Consider the following 25,579-nt stretch of genomic DNA (forward strand, 5'->3'; position numbering starts at 1 on the left):
AGGCCGTCCCATGTACGAGCCCATCCGTACGAAGTCGGTCCACGCCCTGGCCGACGACGCCGACTTTCCGCACCGGAGCCGCGAGGACGAGCTGAAGATACAGCTCTCCGGTCATCTCGCCGCGCTCCTCGCGGTCACCGACGAGCTGGGCCTGGACGAGGCCGCGGAGGCCGTCGCCGGCCAGATCGGCAGGCTGCGCGGCACCCCGCCGGCCCGGCACGCCGGGCTCAGCGGGGCCGATCCGGCGGCGCTGCACCGCCGCGCCCTCGCTCTCGCGGGACGCGCGCTCGTCGTCGCCGCCGCGCGCGCCGACACGGCCGCGGCGATCCTCTCCGCCGAGCGGATGGACGCGCACACGGCCGCGCTGGCGGAGCTGGTGCCGGAGGGGAGCCTCCCCGACCGGAGCCTCCCTGATCAGCGCCTCGTCGGCGCTCACTGACGGCCCCGGTCCGCGGGCCGCGGAGGCGCGCGGACCGGGTGCCACGACTCCGGCACCAGCCGGTCTGACGGGCTTTTTCAGCCCTGGAGCTAGCCCAGGCGCGCGACCAGGGCGTGGTACTCGTCCCACAGCTCCTTGGGCGCGTGGTCGCCGAAGGTGTTGAGGTGCTCGGGGACGAGAGCCGCCTCCTCGCGCCAGACGTCCTTGTCGACGGAGAGCAGGAAGTCCAGCTCGGCCCCCGAGAGCGCCAGGCCCTCGGTGTCCAGGGACTCCTTGGTCGGCAGGATGCCGATCGGGGTCTCGACGCCCTCGGCCCTGCCGTCCAGGCGCTCCACGATCCACTTCAGGACGCGGCTGTTCTCGCCGAAGCCGGGCCAGACGAACGAGCCCTTGTCGTCCTTGCGGAACCAGTTGACGTAGTAGATCTTCGGCAGCTTCGCGCCGCCGTCCTTCTCCACGGCGTCCTGGCCGACCTTGACCCAGTGGCCCATGTAGTCGCCCATGTTGTAGCCGCAGAACGGCAGCATGGCGAACGGGTCACGGCGCAGCTCACCGACCTTGCCCTCGGCGGCCGCCGTCTTCTCGGAGGCGACGTTGGCTCCGAGGAAGACACCGTGCTGCCAGTCGAAGGACTCGGTGACCAGCGGCACGGCGGAGGCGCGACGGCCGCCGAAGAGGATGGCCGAGATCGGGACACCCCTGGGGTCCTCCCACTCGGGCGCGATGATCGGGCACTGTCCCGCGGGGACGGTGAAGCGGGCGTTGGGGTGGGCGGCGGGCGTGCCGGACTCCGGGGTCCAGTCGTTGCCCTTCCAGTCGGTGAGGTGCGCGGGCGGCTCCTCGGTCATGCCCTCCCACCAGACGTCGCCGTCGTCGGTGAGCGCGACGTTGGTGAAGACCGAGTTGCCCCACATGGTCTTCATGGCGTTGGCGTTGGTGTGCTCGCCGGTGCCGGGCGCGACGCCGAAGAAGCCCGCCTCCGGGTTGATCGCGTACAGCCGGCCGTCCTCGCCGAACCGCATCCAGGCGATGTCGTCGCCGATGGTCTCCACGGTCCAGCCGGAGATGGTGGGCTCCAGCATGGCGAGGTTGGTCTTGCCACAGGCGGAGGGGAACGCCGCCGCGACGTACTTCGGCTGCCCCTGAGGGGGCGTCAGCTTGAGGATCAGCATGTGCTCGGCGAGCCAGCCCTCGTCGCGCGCCATGACGGACGCGATGCGCAGGGCGTAGCACTTCTTGCCGAGCAGGGCGTTGCCGCCGTAGCCGGAACCGTACGACCAGATCTCGCGGGACTCCGGGAAGTGCGAGATGTACTTGGTGGAGTTGCAGGGCCAGGGCACATCGGCCTCGCCCTCGGCGAGCGGGGCGCCGAGGGTGTGGACGGCCTTGACGAAGAAGCCGTCGGCGCCCAGTTCGTCGAGGACGGGCTGTCCCATGCGGGTCATGGTGCGCATGGACGCCGCCACGTACGCGGAGTCGGTGATCTCGACGCCGATCGCGGAGAGCGGCGAGCCGAGGGGGCCCATGCAGAACGGGACGACGTACATCGTCCGGCCGCGCATCGAGCCGCGGAAGACACCGTCCTCCCCCGTGAAGATCTCCCGCATCTCGGCGGGGGCCTTCCAGTGGTTGGTCGGGCCCGCGTCCTCCTCCTTCTCGGAGCAGATGAAGGTCCGGTCCTCGACCCGTGCCACGTCGGAGGGGTCCGAGGCGGCGTAGTACGAGTTGGGCCGCTTCCCCGCGTCGAGTTTCCTGAACGTGCCCTTGGCGACGAGCTCCCCGCACAGGCGCTCGTACTCGCTCTCGGACCCGTCGCACCAGACCACGCTGTCCGGCTGGGTGAGGGCGGCGATCTCGTTCACCCAGGAGATCAGTCCCTGGTGAGCGGTGGGCACCGCGCTGGAAGCGGTGCCGGGGGTGGTGCCGGAAAAGCCGGAGGTGCTGGGAGCCGCGTTGTCGCGCGCCACGATCGCTCCTTGGTGAGGGGTTTTGAGGTTGTCTGCCCCTTGGGGGCTGCGACCCGGATGCTTCGTAGCCGCTCATCCGGTGCCGACCGCACTCATATGATCATCCGGTCCATGCGCCCATCTGTCCAGAGGGCCGCCCACGTGAGCATCGCCACTCCGGGAGCACCCGGGGGACACATGGAGGGCGTGCGCACGGCACCGGAAAGGCACCCTCGCGCCACGTGCGCGGCGCCGGGAGGCGACCGGACGCCGGCGCCCCCGGACCGTGGCGGAATTAACGGAGCCGACCCTCCGTACTCGGACGTAACTTACGGAACCGTAGGTAGCATGAACCCATGACTCCTGCCGCGCCCGACGCGCCCGCGAACCCCCCGTTGAGCGAAGGGGGGCCGGCCACGCTCCTGTCGCTGCCGATCCCGGTCAAGCCGAAACTCCGCGGCTGGCTGCACGCGGGCATGTTCCCGGCCGTGGTGGTCGCCGGCATGGCCCTGATCGCCCTGACCGGTTCGACCCGCGCCCGGATCGCGTGCGCGATCTACGTCCTGACGGCCTGTCTGCTCTTCGGCGTCAGCGCGATCTACCACCGCGGCGAATGGGGCCCACGCGGCGAGGCGGTGCTGCGCCGGCTCGATCACGCCAACATCTTCCTGATCATCGCGGGCACGTACACCCCGCTGACGATGCTGCTGCTGCCGGACTCGACGGGCCGGACCCTGCTGTGGGCGGTCTGGGCGGCCGCCGCCGCGGGCATCGCCTTCCGGGTCTTCTGGGTCGGGGCGCCGCGCTGGCTCTACACGCCGTGCTACATCGCGATGGGGTGGGCCGCGGTCTTCTTCCTGCCCGACTTCCTGCGTACGGGCGGGATCGCCGTCCTGGTCCTCGTGATCGTCGGCGGTCTGCTGTACAGCGCGGGCGGCGTGATCTACGGGCTCAAGCGGCCGAATCCGTCACCGCGGTGGTTCGGCTTCCACGAGGTCTTCCACTCCTTCACCCTCGCCGCGTTCGTCGTGCACTTCGTCGGTATCTCGCTGGTCGCCGCGCAGCACTCCTGAGCAGGGGGCGGCCGGGTCCACACCGGCCCGCGCGCCGCGGTCGCGGTCCCCGCGCCAGGCGGGCGACCGCAGCCGCGGCCGCGCACCGGGCCGCGACGCCACCGCCACCCGCCATGTCCCGACACTCACGGCGCAGAGCACCACGCCCACCACGGCCGCCTCGCCGGCCAGGACGTACCCCGCGATGCACAGCCCCGCCACGGCCGCGGCCAGCACCCGTACGGCATCGCCCATGTCCGGCCTCCCCTCGGCGCACCGCCGGGCGGTCCCCGGACGTTTCCGCCGGGCACCCCAGCCTGATGATCACCGATTGCTCACCATCCCTCCACGTATCGTCACACGTCAGGCGGACAAATCAAGACGGCAACGACCCCCGGCACCTGGCGGGTGGGCGTCATGACATGGTCCGGGGGGTGGCAGATGCACGACAATGTGGAGCATGGCCGCGATCTCCCACACCCCCTTCGACAAGCAGCTCTCCCAGCTCACCCTGCGCGAGCGGAAGAAGCTGCGGACCCGCGTGACGATCCGCCGCGCGACCTACCGGCTGATCACCGAGCAGGGGTACGAGGCGACGACCGTCGAGCAGATCGCGGAGGCCTCCGAGGTCTCCCCCTCCACGGTCTTCCGGTACTTCCCCACCAAGGAGGACATCGTCCTCACGGAGGCGTACGACCCGGCGATCGCGTCGTCCCTGCGGAACCGGCCGGCCGGTGAGTCCCCGCTGGCGTCGCTGCGCGCCGTGATGGCGGAGGCGCTGGAGAGGTCGATGGCCCACGAGCCGGAGGAGCTGACCGAGCGGACACGGCTGCTGGTCGGGGTCCCCGCCGTCCGGGCACGGATGACCGAGACCATGTCGGTGACCGCGAAGCTCCTCGCCGACGTTCTCGCGGAGCGCACCGGCCGGGACCCCGACGACCTGGACCTGCGGGTCTTCGTCTCGGCCGTGCTCAGCGCGCTGCGCGAGGTCACCCTCCACTGGGGCGAACACGGCTGCCAGGGCGACCCGGTGGCCCTGCTCCACCGGGCCCTCGACGGACTCGAAGGCGGTCTGCGCCTGTGAGCACCGCCCCTCCGGCCGCTCAGGCGTTCGCGGGGAACGCGATGACCAGGGCGGATTCGTTGTCCGGCAGATAGTGCACGGTCACCACCCGGCCCACCTGGACGTGCTGGACGGCGCGCGGCGGCAGGTACTTCACGACCTCGGTGGTGAAACCGGTGCCGTCGGGGCGGGTGACGCCCAGACCGATCACCAGCCGCGGGTTGCCGCCGCGCAGCTCCCCCGGCACCTCCAGGGAGCGCACCACCGCCTGGGCGGCCACCCCGCGTTCGGCGATCTGGAGGTTCTCGCGGGTGGTGAGCCCCTGGCGGACCAGCACCTCGTTCAGCGCGTGCTGCGCCTGGGCCGTGTCGCCGGAGCGGTCGATCTCCACCTTGTCCGTACGGCCCGGCAGATAGCGGACCGGCAGCATGGCGCCCGGCTGGAACAGGGCGACGTCCGTCATCGGGACGACGAGCCGGGCGTACGAGGCGAACGTGGCACCGTCCGCGCCCTGCACCGACAGGTCGATCCGCAGCTCCGGCTGGTCGTTGAGGGACATCCCGGTGGGCCGGGTCCCGGTGACCGTCCCGACGCCGATCAGACCGTCACGGAAGGCGGCGCTGTTACGGCCGGAGAACGCCGCCATCACACTGTCGCCGGTGAAGGCGAACGCGAAGGGCACCAGCGTGCACGCGATGATCGGCGCGATCATCTGCGGCCCGACCCAGGCGAGGAAGCCGAAGCCCTCCTCGGTCTCCTGGGTGAGCCCGTTCCACAGGTAGTAGCCGACCGAGCCGAGCAGGAACAGCAGGGCCAGGGCCCGGATGAGCTTCTTCATGATGGTCCGTCCTTCTTTCCCCGAGGGCCGCTGAGGGCTGTGACGAGGACCGTAGGAACAGCCGCCCGCCTACCGATCCCAGGTTTGGCGGGGCCGCGCGCCGTGCTTAGCCTGGCCTCATGCCGACAGGGGTGGGAGTGGCGCGGGATGTCCGGCCACGGGCGATGGTCCTCGACGAGGTGTGGCGCGAACTCGACGGTGTCGGCGCGCTCAGCGGCCCGCAGGGCGGTCCGCTCAGCCGTACGGTGAAGCTCGTCCTCGACCCGCTGGTGATCCGCCCGGTCCTCCATCCACGTTGCGCGGGGCCACTGGTGACGGCCGACGGGGCGGCGCTGCTCGCCACGCTCGTCCACGCGGCGGGCGACACGCTGCGCGCGACGGCCGCGTGGTTCGCCCTCCTCAAGCGAGTACGCCGGGAGCTGCGCCTCACCGAGGGGCACCCCCAGGACCTCTACTTCCAGCGGTGTTTCGAACTGGCCGCCACCCTGGGACCGCCCGACGCCGCCACCGGCCGCCGGACCGCCGAGGAGACACTGCGCGAGGTCCACGGCTCCGCGCGCGGCCGTACGACACGGGCGCTGCGGGAGTACGTCACGGACCCGGACCACCACGGCGAACTGACGGCCGCGCTGGAACGCGCGTGGGCGGACCGGCTCCGTACCCACCCGCGCGTTCCGGCCACACCGGAAGCGGAGCCGCACGCGGTACGGGACGTACTCGACGCCTGTCCGGGCCCGGAGCCGGACCGCGGCGACGCCGGTAGGGCGCTGCCGCGCCTGGTCGCCGGGAGGGCGGGATCGGCGGCGGGCCGCGCCCTGTGGGACGTACCGGCGGCCCCCGGAGGGTCGGCGCGCGAACTGGGGCTGACCGCGCGTCCGGTGCCGGCCGCCCCCGGTCTGGGCGGGTCCGCCTCGACCTCGGCGATGGGGCCGCCGTTCGACCGTACGGTCCACGAGCGGGTCTTCAGCGTGCTGCACGCCTCGCACGACCGGGCCGGGCTCGCCCCCGTACCCGAATTGGTGCGCCGCGAGATCGCCCGGAGCTGCGCACCCTGGGCGCTGACCGACGAGTCACTGCGCGTCGCCGCCACGGTGGGGACCGAACTCGCCCTGGGACTGCGCCCGTTGGGCGAGGAGGAGGCCGCCACGAAAGCCCCGACGCGGGCGCACCGGACCGTCAACAGCCGCTGGCGGCGCGAGGCGTACGTCCTCCAGGCACGGCGGCTCGCGCTCTCCGGCGCCGAGGGCGACTCCGTGGCGGAACCTCTCGCGCGGATCGCGGAAGACCTCCGTACCCCGTGGCGGGCGTATCTGCGACGGCTGTGGGCACGGCTGCACGGGCGCGATGTGCGGGAGGCGCCCCTGGACGGCCTCGCGGAGCTGTGGGACGTCCTCGACGGGGTCGCGCGCTCGGTGATCCTCGACCACCGGGGCCGGGTCAGACAGGCCCTCAGCACCCGTCCCGTACCGGAAGGAACCGTCTGATGGCCGCCACCGTACGGATCACCCGCGCCGGGGACCTGCACCTCATCACCACGGAGCCGGCGACCGGCCCGAGCGTGCTGGACGGCCGTCCGGGCCTGGACGTCGCCGTGCTGGAGGTGGCGGGCGGACATCTGACGTGGAGCGTACGGGCGTTGGAAGCGCCGCCGGTGGCCGTGCTGGACGACGCCGACCTCGCCCAGGAGTGGGTGTGGGCGGTGTACGGCGAGCGGGTCGCGCTGCTCCTGGCCGACGGCGGCGGCGTGGCCGGGGGTACGGAACCGGCGCGGCCCGCGCTGGCGGAGAGCGCCCGGCGGCTCGCCTACGCGCACTGGGCGGCGCGCTGGTGGCCCGCCTCGGTGATCGACTCCATCCCGGCGCTGGACGAGCGGCTGCTCGACGTGGAGATCGCGGAGCTGACCGAGGAGTGCGATCCGCTCTTCGCGGGCCGGGAGGATCCGGCGGACAGGGCGGTGGGGGGGGGGGGGGCGGGCGGGGGGGGGGGCGGCCCCCCCCCCCCCCCGCGCCCCCCCCCCCCGCGGGGGGGGGCGCTCGGGGGCGGCCTGTTCGATCCCGCCCGCGCGCGCGCGGGGCGGCCCGCCCCCCGCCGCCGCTCGGCCGCTCCCCCGCCCCGGCGACTACGCCCTCACCGCCGGTCCGGGGGCACCAGGGGCTCCTGGGGCTCCGGGGGCTCCTGGGGCTCTCGGGGCTCCGGTGGACGGGCTGACGCTCGCGCGCGGGACGGGCGGCTGCGACTGGCGGCGGTGCCCGCCGGGGCTGGTCGACGCCTCGGAGCGCGCAGTGAGCTGGCAGCTCGTACGGGCCGCCGCGCGCACCACGGTCCTGGTGCAGGTCGTCGCCGCGCCCGGACCGCCCCCGTCGGACCGGCGGCTGACACCCCGCGCCGCCGTCAGCGGGGTCGCCGGTCCGCTGGACATCGGGCTGCGCCGGGTGGCCGACGCCTGGCTGGGCGACGCGCGGGTGCGTGGTGTGGAGGGCGTGCCCGGAAGCGGGATGGCGGTCGACGTCTATCTCCCGGGGTTCGGTCCGCCGCCCGTACGGCCGGGGCCCGGGGACGGCCGGAGCGGGGAGCATCCGGACCGGGAGCGCCCGGAGCAGGAGAGCCCGGAGCGGGAGAGCCCGGAGCGGGAGCGTCTGGAGCGGGAGCGGATACGGGACCTCGCCCGCGCGCGGCTGGCGGGAGCGCGGGACGGTTCCCCGGCCGGTCATGGCGCGCCGTTGCGGGCGGAGATCGCCGCGTCCTCCGACGACATGGACTTCTGATGGCGGCCGACGGCTCCTCCCCGTCCACCTCACCGGGGGAATCCGGGATATCCGCGCTCATCGACGAGGGGAACGACGCCTTTCTCCGGGGCGAGTTCCCCCTCGCCCTCGCGCGGTTCGACCGGGCGGCCGAGGCCGCCGCCCGCCGTCCGGACACCCTCGACCTGCGCACCCAGGCCCTGGTCAACCGGGCGAGCACGGCGGACCGGATGGGCGACCACCCGGCCGCCGTCGCCTCGTTCCACGAGGCGCTCGGCCTCTGCGAACGTCTGGCGGCGACCGCCGCGGCCGAGGACCCCGTCGTCGCGGCGGCCGTCACGGTGCTGCGGGCGTCGGCCCTGGTCAATCTCTCCCAAGCCCTGCTGAACACAGGTGAGTTGAGCGCGGCGCTGGGCGCCCTGGAGCAGGCCAGGGAACTGCTCGACCCGCAGGACGAGATCCTTCCCGAGGACACCGCCGATCTCTTCATCGGCACCTTGGTCGCGCTCACCGCCCTCACCATCCAGCGCGAGGAGTGGTCCAGGGCGCACGAGCTGGCCGTCGAATCCCTCGACGTGGTGCTGCGGCACCGTCCCGCGCTGACCGGGCGCCCGCTGATGAACCTCTCGGCGGTCCATCTCGCCACCGGACGGTCCGACCTCGGCGAGGACTTCGCGCACCAGGCCATCGCCGCGTTCGAGGCGTCGGACACCCCGTCCGGGGTCGCCGAGACACGGCAGAGCCTGGCGCAGCTCTGTCTGCGCTCGGGCCGGATCGCGGAGGCGGAGCCGCTGCTCGCCGCGAGCCAGGAGTTCTTCGAACAGGCCGGAATGGCACGCCAGTCGGCCTTCGGCCTCGACCTGCTGGGGCTGTCGGCCGCGCTGCGCGGGGACCAGGCCCACGCGGTGGAGCTGTACGGGCGGAGCCTGGCGCGGTTCGAGGGGTGCGGGGCGCCGATCGCCGCCGCCGAGGTACGCGTCCGGCTGGCGGCCGGTCTGCACGCCGGGCGTCGGTACGCCGAGAGCGAGACCCAACTGGCGCTCGCACAGGAGGCGTTCACGGTGAGCGGGCTCGGGCTGCGGCGCGCCCAGACGGACTTCTTCCACGCCACGCTGCTGGAGGACCGGGTATCCGCGACGGCGCCCGGCGCCGCCGGCCCGGCGGGCGCCGCTCTGCTCGGCCGGGCGGTGGGGCTGGCCGTACCGGCCGCGCTCGCCCTCGACGCGGTGCGGTTCACGCTGGCCGGCGGCGCTCAGCGGGAGCGGTGGCACCGTGCGCTCGCGGAGCCGGCGATGCGGCTGGCGTTCCGGCTGGCGGTGCGCGCGGGCGCGGCGGACCTGGTGGCGGAGCTGATCGAGTCGCGGTGCGCGGGGACCCCGCTGCGGGACGGTCCCCCCGGCGGCGCCGGGTCGGCGGACGGCCCCCCGGAGGAACCCGGGGACGCGGGGGCCCCGGCGCTTCGGCCGCCCGACTTCCTGCACCCGTTGGCGTTCCCCGGCCGGATGGAAGCCGTCACTCCCCATCCGGCGGGCCCCGGCGACGCCTTCCAGCTCGGCGCCGCCCTCGCCGGGGTCGCGGCGGGCGCCGGCCTGGCGGTCGCGCCACCGCCCCGGCTCGCCCTCACCCCTGACGGAGCGGTCGCCCTCGCCGCGTACCTCGCACAGGCCGAGGCGCGTTACGGCGCCCGGATCCGTACCGCCAGGGTGGTGCCGACATGGTGAGCGCCTCCGTGGACCGGCCGACCGCCCTGGTGCGCATGGCGGACGCCGGGGATCTCCACATCTCCTGGCGCTGGACGCACGATCTCTCCGCGACCGGCATCGGGATCGTTCCCCGGGCCCAGCTCACGGCCGCGATCACGGCGCTGGACGACGCCCTGCCCGAGGCGGGGGCCGCCCGGCCCGCGCACGCGCTGACCGGCGGCGCGTTCGCCTCGTACCGGAGCGAACTCGCCCTGGCCGAGCTGCTGTCGCGGACCTTCCTCCCGTACGGTCTGGCCCGGCAGCTCCACGAGCTGTACCGGCGCGGTGTCCGCCCCCATCTGCGGATCCAGCCGTCGCCACGGGTGGCGCAGGTGCCCTGGGAACTGCTCGCGCCCGCCCCGGACGTCCGTCTGGTGGAGATCGCCGATCTCAGTCTGCTGGCCCCGGCGAGCGTCGTGCACGCCGCCGGGCGGCCGGCCAGGACCTGGGCGGGCTCGCGTCATCTGCCGGTCGTCGGCGTCCTGGATCCACGGGTGCCCGGGTTCCGCGCGGACTCGGCGCTCGGTTCGGTGCTGGGCCGGATGACGGCGCGGGCTCCGGTGGCCGGGATGGTCGCCGGGTATGCGGCCCAGGGGCGCTGGCGGCCCGAAGTGGCGGACCCGGTCGAGGCGTTCCGCCGTACCGATGTGGACCGGGAGTGGCTCGGCGCGACGCTGCGGGCGGGCGCCTCGCGGCTGCTGTACGTCGGCCATGTGACGGCGGCGGCCCCGGCCACCGGGCAGAGCGAGGACGCGCAGCTCCATCTGGCCTGCGGTGCGCGGAGTGTGGGCTTCGCCCCGCCGGTCCGCGCGCACCGGCCGCTGTCCGCGAAGGACCTGCTGCTGGGCACGTACGGGCTGCCGGGGACGCACACCGCTCGAACGCCGGAACCGGCCCCGGACCCGGACCCGGACGACCGGGGAGACCCTGCGGACCCGGCGGCCCCGGGAGACCCGGCGGCCACCGCGCACCCGCCGTACGCCTCCGGCCGGGCCCGGTGGCCGATCCCCAGCCGGGTGGCGCTGATCGCCTGTGAGAGCGGCGGGGACCTGCGGTTCGGCGAGGCGCTCGGGCTGGCCACGGCGATGGTGCACGGCGGTGCGGAGACCGTCACCGCAGGGCGGTGGACGCTCCCCACCGATCTGGCCTTCCACCGGTTCGCCGGGGTGGCGCCGGCGGCGCACCCGCTCCAGGACGCGATCCTCGCGATCGACGCCGCGCACGAGCGGGACGACGCGGTCCTGGCCCACAACGACTGGCAGCGGGAGCGGCTGGCGGCGTGGCGCGCGCTGCGTACGGTCGAGCACTCACCGGTGCTGTGGGGCGCGTTCGCCACGATCAGCACCGCCGGCCTGGGGGAGGTCAGCTCGGCCTGAGGGCCCCCGGCCGCCGGATGCGGGCCGTGACCGTCTTCGGCCGCTGGTACTCGTGGAGGGCCAGCGTGCTGAGATCCGTACCGTGGCCGGAGGCGCCCCGGCCGCCGTGCGGCAGCTCCGCCGTCTGGACGAGGTGGCAGTTGAGCCAGGTCTCGCCCGCGTCCAGCCGCCCGGCGAGGGCGAGCCCGGTCTCCAGGTCGCTGGTCCAGACGCTCGCCGCCAGCGCCTGCGGCACCCCGTTCGCCAGGGCCACGGCCTCCTCGATGCCGTCGGCCGCCTGCACCGTCAGCAGCGGGCCGAACACCTCGTCCAGCACCGCCGGATCGTCGTCGGGCAGCTCCGAGAGGACGCGCGCCGGACGCCAGTGGCCGCCTTCCTCGCCCGCCCCGAGCACCAGCTCGCCCTCGGCGCTCGCTTTGGCAGCCGAGGCGCCGACGATCCGGTCGTAACGGGCCGCCTGGTCCGCGTTGTTGAGCGGCCCGAAGTCCCGGCCCGCCGCGCGTTCGCGCATGGCCGCCGTCAGCAGGGCGACCACCGACGCGTGGTGGTCGCGCAGCGTGATCACCCGCGCGGGTACGGCGCAGCTCTGCCCCGCGTTGTACGTCGTCGCCCGTGCCAGCTCCGCCCAGGTGTCGTCGGGGGCGTCGGGCAGGACCAGGACCGGGCTGTTGCCGCCCAGCTCCAGGCTGACGCGCTTCGTCCCGGCGCGGGCGGTGACATCGGCGCCCGCCGCCGCGCTCCCGGTGAAGGCGAGCGCGTCGACACCGTCCGCCGCCACCAGCAGCCGTCCCGTCCCACGGTCGCCGGGGAGGGTCTGCGCCACCGCCTCGCCCAGCGCCTCCCGCGCGTGTGCGGCGAGCAGCAACAAGGAGTCGGGGGTGGTCTCGGCCGGCTTCACGACCACCGTGTTCCCGGCGGCGAGGGCGGGCGCGCACCGCCAGGTGGCCATCATCAGCGGGTAGTTCCAGGGGACGACGACGCCGACGACACCGAGCGGTTCCCAGCGGACCCAGCTCTCGTGGCCCGCGACATGGCCGCCGGCCGCCGGTGCCGACCGGGTGCGCGCCGCCCAGGCGTAGAAGCGGAAGAGGTCCGCCGCGTTCTCCACCTCTCCCGCCGCCTCGTGCGCGGGCTTGCCGGTGCCCGCGCGTTCGGCGGCGATGTACGCGTCCGCGTGCTCCTCGATCAGCCCGGCGAGGCGGTCGAGGCGCCGGGAGCGTTCCCTCGGGGTCAGCGCCCGCCAGCTCTCGAAGGCCCGGCGGGCCGCCGCGACGGCCTCGGCGACCTGCGGCGCGCGGCCGACCGGGGAGCTGCCCCGGGCGCGGCCGGTCCGGGGGTCCGTCAAGGTCACCGTGGGGAGGTCGGCGTCGGTCTTCAAGGTGCCTCCATCGTGCGAATCGGAACGGTGGGCGTGCGGGAGCAGGCGGCGTACGGGAGCGTACGGCGTACGGGAGAAGCCGCCGGACGGGCGGGCCCGTCGGGGTTCAGGTCACGTCGTACGCGCGCAGCCACAGCTCCAGCGTGAGCACGAGCCAGAGCTTGCCGCCCTGCCGGGGCAGCAGCGCGCCCCGCCCCTTCATCCACGCGCGGACCGTGTCCTGCCGGAACAGCCCCCGGGCGCGTGCCTCCCGGCCGAGCAGCAGATCGCCGGCCAGTTCGCGCAGCGGGCCGCCGAGCCACTGCTGCACCGGTACGCGCATACCGCTCTTGGGCCGGTCCACGACCGTGGCGGGCAGCAGGTCCCGTACGGCCTCCTTGAGCACCCACTTCTCGACGTCGCCGTTGAGCTTCCAGCGGGGCGGCGTGGCGAACGCGTGGTCCACGACCCGGCGGTCGAAGAGCGGGGAGCGGCCCTGGACGCCCTGGGAGGCGGTGAGCCGTTCGACCTTGGTGAGGATGTGGTGGGCGCCTTTGGTGCGCAGATTGCAGTGCAGGAGCTGGTTGAGGAGATGGTCCATCCGGCCGTCCCTGGGCTCGGGCCGCAGATACGGGGTGATGAACCGCTCCGGGTGCGGCAGCCCGGCGAGGGCATCCAGCGCGTCGGCGGTGAGCAGGTCGGGAAGGTCGGTGAAGCACTTGCGGTACGAGCGGAGGTAGGCGTTCTCGCGGGTGTCCGCCGCGCCCACCGCGTCCTCGGTGGAGCCGCCCGCGCCGTCGCCGCGCTGCATCTCGTACACCAGCATGGGCAGGTTCTTGGGGCCGCCGAAGACGGGGTCGCCGCCCTCCCCGTTGAGCACGACGCGCGGGCCGTCCGCCGCCACGGCCTCGGCGAGCATCAGGTTGGGCACGGTGAGCGGGTCGCCGACGGGGCTGTCCAGCAGCGCGGCGGCCTCGGCGAGGCGGGCGGCGACGGCGGCGCCCGAGACGCTGAGCACCCGGTGGCGGGTGCGGCAGTGGGTGGCGACCAGACCCGAGTAGCCCAGTTCGTTGGGGAGTTCGTCGCCGAAGCTGATCGAGTAGGTGTGGACCGGGTGTGCGTGCAGCTTGGCGGCGAGGGCGGTGACGAGCGAGCTGTCGACGCCTCCGGAGAGCAGCACGGCCACGGCCTCCGCGTCCGGCAGCCGGCGGGCCGTCGCCTCCTCCAGCAGTCCGCGCAGCCGCAGCGCGTACTCCTCGGCGGGCGCGTCGCCGCCCTCGTACCCCTCGCCCGAGCCGTGGCCGATCCGCTCCTCGGGCTCCCAGTAGTGCTCCTCCGTCACCGTCCCGTCGCCGGCCAGGCGCAGACAGCGGCCGGGGAGGACTTCGCGTACGCCCCGCAGCAGGGTCTCCTCGCCGGGGAGATAGGCGAAGGTCAGGAAGGAGCGGACGGCGGCCAGTTCGAGCCCGGTGCCGAGCGCGGGCCAGCGGCGCAGGGCGCGCAGGGAGGAGGAGGCGGCCCAGGTCCCGTCGGCGCGGGCGTAGAAGAGCGTACGGGCGCCGACGTGGTCGCGGATGAGGACGAGGTCGCCGTCGTCGTGCACGGCGAGCGCGAACATGCCTTCCGCCAGCCCGATCCCGGCGGCCCCGAACCGCGCCCAGCAGCGCAGCAGCAGCTCACCGTCGGGGCAGTCGGGCGGGGAGGGCGCGCCGGAACGGGCGAGCGCGGCGACCAGCTCCGGCCTGTTGTGCAGCGTGACCTCGCCCACGGCGGTACGGCCGCAGGCGGTGAACGGCCCGGTGGCGTGGCCCGGTTCACCGTGGATCAGCGCGGCTCCGGGTCCGGTCGCGCCGGACCCGTCCCGTACGGCCGCGCCCATGGCGGCGAGGTGTGACCGCGCCCGTTCGGGGGTCGCCGCCAGACAGGCACAGAAACGCGCCATGGTCACCCCTCCTCTCGTCTCGCTTCTCTCCACGTCGGACGGTGGTCCCCGGGCAGGGACGGCCGTCTCCTGGAAGGCCGGCCCTCGCCCCGGGGCCGGTCATCCGAAGTCGTCGTCGCTCCAGCCGCCGCCGTCGTCGGAGCCCCAGCCGTCCCCGGAGTCCCAGTCACCGCCGTCGCCGCCGCCGGTGTCGCCACCGCCGTCGCCGCCGCCCGCGTCACCGCCGCCGGAGGAGCCCTGGCCCGCCGCCTGCTGCTGTTGCCGCAGCGCCTCCTCCTCCTCGGCAGTGAGGCTGACCGGCGGGAACTGCGCGGCCGTGACCGTGAGGGCCGCCAGCCCGACGCCGCCCAGGACGACGCCCATCCGGCCGCCGAAGGAGGTCCTGTTGACCATCACGGACTCGCCCTGGCCCCAGACCGTCCGGCCGTAGCCGATGTCCCGGCCGTAGGTGACCGTGCCGTCCTCGTAGCGGCGCTTGATGATCCGGTCGCCGAGGAGTTCGTCGAGGCCGGAGGCGCCCTGGTTGTCGTGCCAGCGCACACGGGTGGCGCCCTCGCGCCGCCGCCACTCCTCACGGCCGGACTCGTAGGTGCGGTGGACGCTCCCGTCGGCGAGGAGTTCGTCCCGGTACGGGGTTTCACGTGGCCGGTTCATCGTCTCTTGTCCTCGTGTCGCCGGGCCGGCTCCACCGGCCAGGTCATGAAGCCCGTCGTACGCAGCTCGCGCAGGCCGGTCCACACGGAGTGGTCGGGGGTCCTCGGTCCGCGCACCAGTCTCAGGACGGTGCGCAGCAGCCGGGCCGGAGGGACCGACTCCACCTCGGCGGAGCGCCCGCGCGCGAGCCACTCCCGCTCGCGGGCCTGGAGCGCGGACGGCAGAGGGGCGTCGAGCGACGTGGGTCCGTCCCCCGCCCCCGGCTCCCCCGGCTCCCCCGCTTCCGCGCCGTCCCCGCGCCGGGAGAGAAGACGCAGCGCCACCGCGTGCCGGGGGACGAGCCCCATCGAGGCGACCCGCACCCCGGGGGCCGTGTCCCGGAGCTCGGCGCGTATCCGCGCGGTGAGCGCGATGCCCTCCACGCTCGCGTCGTGCAGGACATGCACGGTGGCGTCCTCGACCCGGCCCAGCCCGGCGGCCGGCCGGGGGTCGAGGGGCAGATCGGCGGCGGCGAGCACCGGGCAGGCGGCCTCCAGGTGCACATCGTTGGCGAGAAGCATGCGTGCCACGGACCGGCTCTGGCAGATCAGCAGACGGGGCAGCCCGTAGTCGTGGAGATCCGGCTCGGCGGGCGGCCGTGGCGGTGCGCCCGTACGTTCCCCCTCCGGCCCGGGCCGTGGGGGCACGGGCGGCAGCAGTCCCGGGAGCGTTCCCCGCGCCGTTGAGCGGCGCAGCGCCTCCTCGAACCGCTCGTACCGTACGGGCGGGGCCGGGGTGAGCGGCACCACGCGCGGGACGGCGCGCACGGGTCGCAGCACGCGGCAGGTCTCGTAGTAGAGCTGGCGCTCGGTGAACCGGATCCGGGCGGGCTCCCCGGCCCGGCTCACTGCGGCGAGCAGGGCCCGGTCGAGCACGGCGTCCACGGCCCGGTCGAGGAACCGGTCGGCCCGCCGGTCCCCGGCCGGACCGGGAACCCGGTCGGCGGGGAACGGCCGCGGTGTGCCCGTCATGAGGCGGCCTCGCCGGGCCAGGTGAGGAATCCGACCGCCTCGGCCTTCGCCGCCTCGGCGTCCTTCGCCCCCGTGACCCGTTCGACGACGCGGGTGACGGCGGAGAGCAGCTTGGCGGGCGGCACCGCGCCGAGCGGGCTCGACCACCCCTTGGCCAGCCACTCCAGTTCGGCGTCGGTGAGCGTCCGGCCCGCACGCAGCGGGGCCAGCGCCCCGGCCGGCGGTCTGGGCCCGCGTACGGGCACGGCGCCCGGCGCGTTCATGACGGCCCGGGGCGGCAGCCCGGCGTCCACGACGCGCCGTCCCGGCAGGGCGGCGCGGGTGGCCGCGGCCAACCGGCAGCCCGTCACATCGGCGTCGTGCAGCACGATCACCGGCACGGAACCGGGCGCCACCTGATCGGCGCGGGTGACGAGGGCCAACGCGTATCTCTTCGGTATCCCGTTGGCCGCGAGGAAGGCGGCGATGCTCGCGTCGGCGCAGAGCAGCACGGCCCGGGGCCTCGCGGGCGGCTCCGGGTGCCGGAAGGTCCGCTCGTCCACGACGCCGGACGGGAGCGAGCCGTAGACCGAGGTCCACAGGCTCATCGAGGTGGAGCGGAAGTGGCTGAGGGGGTGCGCCTCGACGGCGCGGTGGCCGCGTCTGAAGGACGAGACGTACACGAGGGTCGTGACGACGCCGAGCAGGGCGCCGAGGAGCGCGACCACCCCGGCGCCGGCGGACAACCCGCCGATCAGCAGCACGAGCGCGACGGGCAGCCCGGCGGCCAGGCATCCGACCGCGCCGGCCCGGCCGTTGCCCCGCTTGGTCTGCTTGCGGGTCAGGGCGTACCAGAGCTGGTTGACCGTGATCCGGGTCCGGCCGTCGTCGGTGAGCTTCGCGACGATCCGCCGGATCCGGACATCGCTCAGCCGCAGGGTGTTGGTCCTGGGGTCCAGCGCGAACTGGCGGTTGCACTTGGAACACGTACGGCCGGTGCGCTCGCGCTGGAGCAGGCTCTGGTCACAGTGCGGACAGATCATCGGGGCCCCTCCAGTACGGCCGCGGCCCGCCGCAGCACGGCGGCGATCCGCTCGCGCGCGCCGACGGCGCCGATCCCTCCGGCGCGCTGAAGGCGCTCGATCTCGCGCAGGGCGGCGGCGAGGCTCCCGTAGTCGGTGGCCACCTGGGCGACGGTCGGGGCCCGGTCCACGGTGGAGACCTGACCGCCCCCCGCGGACGGGCCAGGACCGACCTGCGCCGGCGCCGCGTCGGCTTCCGCCCCGGCACCGGAACCGGCAGCCGGATCCGCCTGCGCGTCGCGCCGCTCGGCCTCGTCCGCGGTGATCGCGTAGTCCTCGTGGTCGATGCCGAAACCGGTGTTGGCGGCGAGGATGTTGAGCGGCTCCGACCCCCGGTTGGCGAAGGAGTGCGGCATCATCTCGGGTATCCGGATCATCGCCCCGGGGAACAGCCGTACGTCGGCGACCCGGCGCCGCGCCGGGTCGTACAGACCGCAGGACGCGTGCCCGAGGCTCAGCACGATGTGCTCCCCGCCGTGCGCGTGCGGGGTGAACGCGCTGCGCGGCCCGACGACCCCGAGCTTGAACGTCGCGTTCGACGGCCGCTCGGGGGACGTCCTCGCGTCCCCGACGAGATAGTGGGCGAACTGCCCCTCGTCGATGAACCGCAGAAACTCCTCGCTCGGCCCCAGCTCCCGGGCCCCCTGCTGATCCGCGAGGAGCACCCGGCCGTCGGGCCGGAGATGGAACACCTCCACACCGGACGGCAGCCCCCGCGCCAGCCGCGCCATCCCCCGTACGCCCGGCCCTTCGGACCGGGCCCCCGATTCCACGTCGAACATCAACGCCCCCCTCGCGCCGCCGACCACGGTCGCAGCCTAGAGCTGTGACCGGGAACACTCGGAACCGATGATAGGACGGACCTCTGACATCCCGATGAAGTCCCGGCGCCCGCCCGGCCCCACGGGCTCCCTGACGGTCAGTCGCGCAACTCGCCTTCCAGCAGGCCCATCGTGAACATGTCGTACCACCGTCCGTCGCGCCGGAAGACCTGGCGGAGCCTGCCCTCCTCCACGAAGCCGACCTTCCGGTAGACGTGGTGGGCCGCGTGGTTCTCGGTGACGACCGTCAGCGTGATCTTGTGCAGCCGCATCTTCTCGAAGCCGTACCGGCAGATCGTCCGCATCGCGTCGGTGGCGTAACCGCGCCCCCAGTACTCCTTCTCCCCGAGGTAGATGTCCAGTTCGGCACAGCCGGTCTCCGGCTCGGTGTCGCGCAGCCGGACCAGGCCGACGAGCGTGGCGCCGTCCAGTGTCTCGACGCCGTACAGCACGTCGCCGTACGCGTTGCGCGGGCGCTCCTCCATGCTCTTCCTGACCTGGGCCTGCGATTGCGCGTAACCGTCGCTCATCCAGCGCATGACCTCGGGGTCGTGGTTCCACCGCCACAGCGCCTCGGCGTCCGACGGCTCCATGGCCCTCAGTTTCACCAGGTTTCCGAGCACCACGCCGGCCCGCCCTTCGGGTTTTCGTACGGTCGATCTGCGGAACCCGCCAGGAGTAACACGGCGTCGCGCGCCCGCCCAAGCGAATATCCGTCTCCCCGCCGCCGGATCACCGCGCCTTCAGGTCGCCCTTTCCGCAGGCGACGCCGTCCCTGTCCGGGTCCAGCCGGAGCGGGTCGTCCTTGCCGTTGACCTTCAGCCGGCCGTAGTCGTTGGCCGCGAGCCAGGCGCACCGCGCCTCCGTCACCTCACGGCCCGCACGCGCACCCGCACCCGCACGCGCACCCGTACCCGCACCGGCACCGGCACCGGCACCGGCACCCGTGACCGTCTCCGGGAAGACCGTCGGTACGCAGACGTTCGCCGATCCGTAGTGCCGGTCGCACCCCGCCACCTGCGGGCTCACCGGCGCCGAGGTCCTGGGGCTGCGGGGTTGCCGCGCGGGCTTCTCCAACTCGTCCGCGAAGTCGTGGACATGGGCCGACCGCTCGGCCTGCGCCGCCAGTGCGGGCGGGCCGCCGAGGTGGACCCATTCGGCCACCGAGGGGATGCCCGCGGCGTCGACCGCGAAGAGCATGTACCAGCCCGGAGGCGCCAGGTTGGGGTTGCTCGTGACGTTCAGGTCGACGTTCTTCCCGTCCACGGAGAGCGGCAGGTCCACGAAGCGCTGGTTCGGGTCGGACGAGTGGGTCACCGCCGCCGGGCGGATCAGTTCCGCCTTGGCGATCGGCCGGTCGACCGTGATGCGCTGCGTGTCGCCGTACAGCCACCGGTTGTCGATCAGCGAGGTGATCCGGGGCCGTGCGCCCCGCAGGAGGTACGGCGGGGTGTAGAGCGACACCTGATGGTTCCAGGTGCCGTTGCCCGGGTTGTCGCCCGTCGTCATCACGCGGCCGTCCGGCAGCAGGAACGCCGAGGAGTGGTAGCCGCGCGCCTGCGGGTCGGGCGCCACCGGGTCGAAGGTGTCCGTCGCCGGGTCGAAGAGCGACGACTCGTACACCGGGTTGGCCCGGTTGTGCAGCGCGCCGCCCGTCTCCAGCACCTTGCCGTCCGGCAGCAGCACCGCCGAGCCGTACATCTTGCCCTGCGCCCCGGTCTGCGGCTGCGGGCCCGCCCCGAGGTCCACCGTGCCCTGCGGGAGCGGCGGACCCGCCGTGTAGCGGGGGTTCGGGTCCTTGAGGTCGATGAGGTCCGTGAGCCGGCCCGCCTCCGGGTTGGAGTCGATGTTGCCGCCGCCGATCGTCAGCACCCGCTGGTCCTGGGCGGGCGGCAGCAGCACGCTCGCCGACTGGTCGCGCTCGTCCTTGTTCCGGAGCCCGGGTACGTCGGTCACGGTGTTGGCGTCGTAGTCGTAGACGGAGGAGCCGGTGCCCGGGGTGCCGTTGCCGAAGACATGGCTGCCCGAGTAGAAGAGGCGGCCGTCCTGCATCAGGATCATCGACGGGTAGAGGCCCCAGTACGACCAGGTCTGGTTGACCTGCCAGGTGGGCAGCCACCGCTGCGCCGCGGCCGACCACCGCTCGGCGGTCACGGAGCCGCTGGAGTCCTCGCGGAGCCCGCCGAAGGAGAGCACGTCGCCGTTGCCCATGAGGGTGGCCGACGGGTACCAGTGCCCGTCGTTCATGTCGTTGGTCCTGCTGTACGTCTCGGTCGCCGGGTCGAAGACGTAGCTGTCCTTGTACCCCTGGTAGCCGACCGTGCCGTCCGCCGACGGATAGCCCTTGTTGCCGCTCATGACGAGCACGCGCCCGTCGGAGAGCTGGACATGGCCGGAGCAGAACATGTCGTCGGGCGTGGGGATCGTACGGTACGAGCCGTCCGCGGGGTCGTACACCGCGGAGGTGAAGGTCCCCGCCTCGAAGCTGTCGACGTCGTTGCCCGAGCCCGCGATCAGCAGCACCTTGCCGTTGTGCAGGACGACCGAGTGCATGGACCGTACGGGGTTCTCGGTCGGCAGGACCTCCCACCTGCCGTCGGCGCACTCCTGCGGCGTCCCGGTGCACCCGGGTGCGACGGGCGGCGGGGCGACCTCCTCCATGCCGTAGTCGTCGGTGGTCACACTGCCCGTGCCGTACACGGAGACGCCCCAGGTGATCCGGTCGGTGCCGGGCGGGACGACGGGCGTGCGGACCTCGGCGCGCCGGTAACCGGGGCTCAGCTCCAGGGTCTTGAGGTCGGTCCAGTACTGCCAGCCGGCGGTGGTGTCGTGCCGGAAGAGGGTGAGCGCGACGTCCGGCGTCGTCGACTTGTACCAGACGGACAGGTCGTACTGCCGGTCCGGCAGGACGTCGGGCGCACAGGCGGCGGACTCCGTGATGAGCGCCTTGCGGTCGCCGTCGGCGCGGCGGGTCAGCTCGACCTTGAGCGCCTTCGTACCGGAGCGGGCGTCGTCGACGGTGGTGAAGGAGAAGTCGTTGTCGCCCCAGCCGGACCGCTCCCAGCAGTACGGCAGGTCCCCGGCGCCGCCGGTGCCCGGTGTCTCGAAGCCGGGGTTCCTGACGAGGTTGGCCCCGGCCGCCGCGGGCTGCTGGGTGCTCAGCAGCAGCCCGGCGGTGAGCGCGGTGACCGCGAGGAGCGCGGTACGGCGCGACGCGCGAAGGGCACCCCGCCCGCGGAACACGCTCATCGTCCCGCCTCCGTCTCCAGGTCCCTGATCCTGCCCGACGCCGCCACGGGACCGTCCGCCCCCGGCCGTACCGCACCGCCGCCCCGGCGGACGCGCTGCCGCCCGGCGGCGCGCTTCGGCAGGTACACCAGCGCCTCCGTCCCCACGAACCGCACCACGAACGTGGCGAGCAGCGCGCACGCCGTCGCCGTCAGCGCCCCCATCCCGAACCGCGACACGAACAGCGCGATCAGCGGGATCCGCAGCAGCAGATCGGCGTTGGCGAGCAGCGCGAACCGGCCCACCCGGTCCGCCCAGTGGCGGTGTCCGCGCCGGCTGCGGAAGAGCAGCGTCTCGATGAGGACGAAGTTCCAGGCCACCCCGAACTGGTTGGCCACCACCTCGGCCGGCAGATAGTGCACCCCGGCCGCCGTCAGCCCGTACAGCGCCAGCAGGTTCGGTACGAAGCCGGTCAGCCCGATCAGTCCGAAGGCGGCCATCCGGGCGAACGGGGAGGCCGTACGCAGTTCCACGAGGTGGCGAAGGAAGCGCAGGCCCTCCCTGGCCGTCGACTTGGACTCGCCCGCGAACCGGTCGCGGAAGACGAACGGCACCTCGGTGGGCTGCTCGGGGCGGCACCGTACCGCCAGTTCCAGCAGGATCTTGTAGCCGAGCGGGCGCAGCGTCTCCGGGGTGACGGCGGAGCGCCGGATCGCGAAGAAGCCGCTCATCGGGTCGCTGATGCCGCGCAGCCGGCCGGGGAAGAGGCCCTTGGTGAGCCAGGTCGCCGCGCGCGAGACGGCGACGCGGTAGCCGCCCGCGAGCCCGGCACGGCTGCCGCCGTCGATGTAGCGGCTGGCGACGACGAGGTCGGCGGATCCGCGCTCGCCGGCGGCGACGAGGTCGGGGACGAGCGCGGGCGGGTGCTGGAGGTCGGCGTCCATGACGACGATCCAGTCGGACCCGGCGGCCCTGAGCCCTTCGACGACGGCGCCGCCGAGCCCGCCCTCGGGGGTGTCGCGGTGGAGGACACCGACGGGGAAGGGGCAGTCCTGCGCGGCGGAGGCGATGACGGCGGGGGTGTCGTCGGTCGAGTCGTCGACGAAGAGCACTTCGCAGGGCAGCCTGGCGGGGACGGCGTCGGTGAGCTGGCGCAGCAACTCCCGTACGTTCTCTGCTTCGTTGAAGGTCGGGATGACGACGGTGACGGCGCCGGGTTCGGCGACGGCCCTCGCTTCGAGCGCGGGGTCGCCGAGTTCACGGCGTCCGAGGGGGCCCGGCTCCCCGGCCCCGGTGGGCGGAGGAATGGTCATCGCTCGTCGCCTTCCGTGCGGGTGCCCCGCGGTGCGGCGGAGGACCGGTCGTCCGGTGTGGAGGTCCCGTCGATCCGCCGGATCTCGATACGGTCCTCGCCCTCGCCGAAGGAGGCCACGGACGTCGAACGGGCCAGCGCGTCGCGCACGTTGGGCAGGTCGCGCGCGTCGCGCCGTACGGTCGGGGAGGCGACGACGTAGTCCAGGTCGCGCCAGCCGCCGGGCATCGTCCTCGTCACGGCCGGGTCGAGGTCGGCCTTGTAGAACCAGATGGCGCCGAGGCCCGGTTCGTACCCCGCGTGCACCAGGTCGAGCCAGAGCGCGTCGTCCACCAGTACCCGGGCGCGGGACGGGTCGGGCACCTCCCGGGCCATCCAGGAGGCGGCGGCCCGGTAGGGGGCGTTGGCGTCGGCGGTCAGGGCGGTGCGGTTGCCGTCGTACCAGCGCGGTACGACGAGTACGGCGGCGGTCGCCGCCAGCGCGGCCAGCGCGGTCCACCGCAGGCCCGTCACGGTACGGCTCTGTTCGGGGCGGCGCCCCTTGCGCAGTACGGCGTGGGTGACGCTCGCCGCGCCGCCCGCCAGCACCAGCGCCAGGAACGGCAGCCCCTGGATGACGTACATCGCGGGCAGATAGCCGGACGGGCGCAGGGCGACGGCGGTCAGGATCACGACGGCGAGGGCGGGCCCGGCCAGCGCCCGCGCGGTGACCGACCAGCGCAGGGTGAGGACGAGCAGCAGCGCGCCCGCGATACCGCCCAGGGGCAGGATCCGGTCGTAGTACAGCCAGGACTGGAGCACACCGTAGGAGCCGCTGCCCGGGTCGAGGACGAAACCGGAGCCCGGCCGGCTCATCTGGTACGTGATGCCGTCCCAGAGCGAGACATGGCCGCCGCCGGGCAGCAACTCGCCTTTGAGCAGGGCGAAGAGGGGGTACGAGAGGCCGGTCAGCACGCAGGCGGTGACGGCTCCGGTGACCGCGAACTTACGGGTGTCGCGGTGGCTGTGGCGCCACATCGTGACCAGCAGCGCGGGCAGCACCACGAGCATGGTCTCCTTGGTGAGCACGCCGATCGCGGCGGCCAGACCGGCGGCGAAGTGGTGCCAGAGATGGCGGCTCGGCGAGGCGGCGAGGCAGAACGCCAGCAGGATCCACATCACGGCGATGTTGTCGAGGAAGATCTCCCGCTGGAGCACCACGGCGAGCGGGGAGAGCCCGAAGAGGACCATCGCGAGCCCGGCCGCCCAGCGCGGCAGCCACAGCCGCCGCGCCAGCACATACAGGAGGACCGCGCTCACCGCGCTGACCAGCAGCATCGCGCAGCGCATGGGCGCGACCGTCATGGCCTCGGGCGAGAAGAGGGAGGGCAGCCAGGTCAGGAAGGCGATCTGTATCCAGCCGAGCGGCGGATGGTCGTACCAGTACGTGTAGTGGGCGAGGCCCTTGCCCTCCTGGACGGCCCAGGCCTGGGCGAGATAGGTGCCCTCGTCGTCGCTGAGGGTGGGGTAGTGCTGGATGTTCCAGCCCTGGACGAGCAGGATCGCGACGAGGAGGACGCCGCAGAGGACCAGATCGGAGCGGGAGCGCCGGAAGCGTACGACGGGCCGCGGTCCCGCGCCGGGTACGGCGGGGGTTCTCGGGGCGGGCCCGCCCTCCGTGGGGACGACCGGTCTCGGTTCCGTCCCCGTCACCGCGACGGCCGTCACCGTGTCCGCGACGGCCGTCGTCGTCGCCGTGGTCTTCTCCGTCGTCACCGAGGGAAGGGTGGAGGTCACGCGTGGACGTCCTCTCGGGTCAGATGCGCGCCGACATGGCTGGTCAGCTCCCAGTCGTCGCGTCCCCGCCGGTCGCGCCAGACCGCGCGGATCGCCGCGCCGGCCAGCATGACCTGGTAGAAGGGGCCGCCCGCGATGAGCTTCAGATAGTGCGTGAGACGGATCCGCAGTCCGTACTGCTCACCGAAGTCATGGAGTCCGACGATCTCGAAGACGAAGGTCACCAGGGCGGTGACGAGCGGCAGGAAGGTCACGAACGCGACCGTGACCGGCACGTCGAGGAAGAGCGCCACACAGACGTTGAGCGGGATGACGAGTCCGGTGAACGCCTGGAAGAACGGGGTCATGAGGGTGTAGCGGGCGAGTAACCGCTGCCCGGACGTGGGCAGTTGGCGCCAGTCGCCCTTGCGGTAGACCTGGAGGAAGCCCTGGTTCCAGCGGGTGCGCTGCTTGAGCAGCGACATCAGCGAACCGGGGGTCTCCTCGCGGGTGACCATGTCGGAGTCGTACGCGACGACGACCTTCTTGCCGACGCTGGAGAGCCGCACCCCGAGGTCGCAGTCCTCGGCCAGGCAGTTCTGGTCCCAGCCGCCCGCCTCGCGCAGTACGTCGGTCCGTACGAAGACGGTGTTGCCGCCGAGCGGGATGAACCCCTTCTGGGCGTGCAGATGGAGCCTGCTGCGGAACCAGAAGAAGTACTCCAGGCAGTTGCGCAGGCTGTACCAGCTCGAATGGAAGTTGATGAGCTGCACCCCGCCCTGGACGACATCGGCGCCGGTGGAGCGGAAGGCGTGGTCGACATGGGTCAGCAGCTCGGGGTGGACCTGGTCCTCGGCGTCGAAGACCCCGACGACCTCACCGGAGCAGTACGGCAGCGCGGTGTTGAGCGCCTTGGGTTTGTTCTTGGCCTCGTGGGTGTCGACGACGACCCGGACCCGGCCGGGGTCCCGGGCGGCGGCCCGCTCGGCGACCGCGGCGGTCTCCGGGTCGTCGTGTCCGACGATGACGATGATCTCGAAGTCGGCGTGGCTGGATTCCAGCAGCCGTTCGATGGTGTGCTCCAGCACGGCCTGCTCGTGGCGGGCGGGCAGGAGCAGCGAGAACGAGCCCGCCCTGCCGCCGTCGGGCGGGTCGAACCGGGTGGCGGCCAGCGTCTCCGGCGTACGCCAGGCGTGCATCTGCCACCACAGGGTGAACGCGGCCATCCAGAACAGCGCC

General features: G+C 73.7%; 20 protein-coding genes. 7 read left to right on the top strand and 13 right to left on the bottom strand.

The features are described 5' to 3' along the window. The first annotated feature begins 10 nt into the window (after nt 1–10). A complete protein-coding gene (locus ACFXPK_RS00710; RefSeq protein ID WP_385070063.1) occupies nt 11–439 on the top strand; it encodes a hypothetical protein in 429 nt (142 codons plus the stop codon). Nucleotides 440–528: 89 nt separating this feature from the next. On the opposite strand, the gene ACFXPK_RS00715 is transcribed toward ACFXPK_RS00710, so the two are convergent. Further along, on the bottom strand, nt 529–2,406 hold the full coding sequence (locus ACFXPK_RS00715; RefSeq protein WP_385070066.1) for a phosphoenolpyruvate carboxykinase (GTP): 1,878 nt from the start codon (nt 2,404–2,406) through the stop codon (nt 529–531). A 335-nt stretch (nt 2,407–2,741) separates the two neighbouring features. Here ACFXPK_RS00715 and ACFXPK_RS00720 point away from each other — a divergent pair, with 335 nt between their 5' ends. Together ACFXPK_RS00720 and ACFXPK_RS00725 are read left to right on the top strand one after the other, a co-directional pair. Then, nucleotides 2,742–3,458: a hemolysin III family protein gene (locus ACFXPK_RS00720; protein WP_384992673.1), complete on the top strand. Its 717-nt coding sequence runs from the start codon at nt 2,742–2,744 to the stop codon at nt 3,456–3,458. A 439-nt stretch (nt 3,459–3,897) separates the two neighbouring features. Continuing rightward, nucleotides 3,898–4,521, top strand: coding sequence for a TetR/AcrR family transcriptional regulator (locus tag ACFXPK_RS00725; RefSeq protein ID WP_385070070.1), 624 nt, complete (start codon nt 3,898–3,900; stop codon nt 4,519–4,521). 19 nt (nt 4,522–4,540) lie between these two features. Here ACFXPK_RS00725 and ACFXPK_RS00730 read toward each other — a convergent pair whose 3' ends face one another. Beyond that, nucleotides 4,541–5,338: a hypothetical protein gene (locus ACFXPK_RS00730; RefSeq protein ID WP_384992677.1), complete on the bottom strand. Its 798-nt coding sequence runs from the start codon at nt 5,336–5,338 to the stop codon at nt 4,541–4,543. A 119-nt stretch (nt 5,339–5,457) separates the two neighbouring features. Here ACFXPK_RS00730 and ACFXPK_RS00735 point away from each other — a divergent pair, with 119 nt between their 5' ends. The 4 genes from ACFXPK_RS00735 (at nt 5,458) to ACFXPK_RS00750 (ending at nt 11,200) form a co-directional block, all read left to right on the top strand. Then, on the top strand, nt 5,458–6,822 hold the full coding sequence (locus ACFXPK_RS00735) for a hypothetical protein (RefSeq protein WP_385070073.1): 1,365 nt from the start codon (nt 5,458–5,460) through the stop codon (nt 6,820–6,822). 711 nt (nt 6,823–7,533) lie between these two features. Then, the gene (locus ACFXPK_RS00740; protein ID WP_385070075.1) at nt 7,534–8,103 is read left to right on the top strand and encodes a hypothetical protein; all 570 of its coding nucleotides are present in this window, start codon (nt 7,534–7,536) and stop codon (nt 8,101–8,103) included. Then, entirely contained in the window at nt 8,103–9,803 is a 1,701-nt protein-coding gene (locus ACFXPK_RS00745; RefSeq protein WP_385070078.1) for a hypothetical protein, read from the top strand. Before ACFXPK_RS00740 ends, ACFXPK_RS00745 begins: the two co-directional genes overlap by 1 nt. After that, nucleotides 9,797–11,200 carry a hypothetical protein gene (locus ACFXPK_RS00750; protein ID WP_385070081.1) on the top strand — a complete coding sequence of 468 codons (1,404 nt, stop codon included), beginning with the start codon at nt 9,797–9,799 and terminating at the stop codon, nt 11,198–11,200. Before ACFXPK_RS00745 ends, ACFXPK_RS00750 begins: the two co-directional genes overlap by 7 nt. On the opposite strand, the gene ACFXPK_RS00755 is transcribed toward ACFXPK_RS00750, so the two are convergent. From ACFXPK_RS00755 to ACFXPK_RS00805, 11 genes are all read right to left on the bottom strand, one after another. Further along, nucleotides 11,187–12,578 carry an aldehyde dehydrogenase family protein gene (locus tag ACFXPK_RS00755; RefSeq protein WP_384992689.1) on the bottom strand — a complete coding sequence of 464 codons (1,392 nt, stop codon included), beginning with the start codon at nt 12,576–12,578 and terminating at the stop codon, nt 11,187–11,189. The genes ACFXPK_RS00750 and ACFXPK_RS00755 overlap by 14 nt on opposite strands. A gap of 106 nt (nt 12,579–12,684) precedes the next feature. Further along, nucleotides 12,685–14,499: an asparagine synthetase B family protein gene (locus ACFXPK_RS00760; protein WP_385070084.1), complete on the bottom strand. Its 1,815-nt coding sequence runs from the start codon at nt 14,497–14,499 to the stop codon at nt 12,685–12,687. A gap of 99 nt (nt 14,500–14,598) precedes the next feature. Next, nucleotides 14,599–15,153 (bottom strand): hypothetical protein, encoded by a 555-nt coding sequence (locus ACFXPK_RS00765; RefSeq protein ID WP_385070087.1) that lies wholly within the window; start codon nt 15,151–15,153, stop codon nt 14,599–14,601. Continuing rightward, nucleotides 15,150–16,163, bottom strand: a complete 1,014-nt coding sequence (locus ACFXPK_RS00770) for a hypothetical protein (protein WP_385070089.1) — start codon at nt 16,161–16,163, stop codon at nt 15,150–15,152. Before ACFXPK_RS00770 ends, ACFXPK_RS00765 begins: the two co-directional genes overlap by 4 nt. After that, on the bottom strand, nt 16,160–17,185 hold the full coding sequence (locus tag ACFXPK_RS00775; protein WP_385070092.1) for a hypothetical protein: 1,026 nt from the start codon (nt 17,183–17,185) through the stop codon (nt 16,160–16,162). Before ACFXPK_RS00775 ends, ACFXPK_RS00770 begins: the two co-directional genes overlap by 4 nt. After that, nucleotides 17,182–18,006, bottom strand: coding sequence for a cupin domain-containing protein (locus ACFXPK_RS00780; RefSeq protein ID WP_385070094.1), 825 nt, complete (start codon nt 18,004–18,006; stop codon nt 17,182–17,184). Before ACFXPK_RS00780 ends, ACFXPK_RS00775 begins: the two co-directional genes overlap by 4 nt. A 137-nt stretch (nt 18,007–18,143) precedes the next feature. Next, entirely contained in the window at nt 18,144–18,638 is a 495-nt protein-coding gene (locus tag ACFXPK_RS00785) for a GNAT family N-acetyltransferase (RefSeq protein WP_385070097.1), read from the bottom strand. A 139-nt stretch (nt 18,639–18,777) separates the two neighbouring features. Then, a complete protein-coding gene (locus ACFXPK_RS00790) occupies nt 18,778–21,294 on the bottom strand; it encodes a galactose oxidase-like domain-containing protein (protein WP_385070100.1) in 2,517 nt (838 codons plus the stop codon). Then, a complete protein-coding gene (locus ACFXPK_RS00795) occupies nt 21,291–22,586 on the bottom strand; it encodes a glycosyltransferase (protein ID WP_384992709.1) in 1,296 nt (431 codons plus the stop codon). The genes ACFXPK_RS00790 and ACFXPK_RS00795 overlap by 4 nt, the downstream gene beginning before the upstream one ends. After that, the gene (locus ACFXPK_RS00800; protein WP_385070105.1) at nt 22,583–24,361 is read right to left on the bottom strand and encodes an ArnT family glycosyltransferase; all 1,779 of its coding nucleotides are present in this window, start codon (nt 24,359–24,361) and stop codon (nt 22,583–22,585) included. The genes ACFXPK_RS00795 and ACFXPK_RS00800 overlap by 4 nt, the downstream gene beginning before the upstream one ends. Then, a complete protein-coding gene (locus tag ACFXPK_RS00805; RefSeq protein WP_384992736.1) occupies nt 24,358–25,566 on the bottom strand; it encodes a glycosyltransferase in 1,209 nt (402 codons plus the stop codon). The genes ACFXPK_RS00800 and ACFXPK_RS00805 overlap by 4 nt, the downstream gene beginning before the upstream one ends. Nucleotides 25,567–25,579: the final 13 nt, after the last annotated feature.

Source organism: Streptomyces sp. NPDC059142 (genome assembly GCF_042755665.1).
GTDB lineage: Bacteria > Actinomycetota > Actinomycetes > Streptomycetales > Streptomycetaceae > Streptomyces.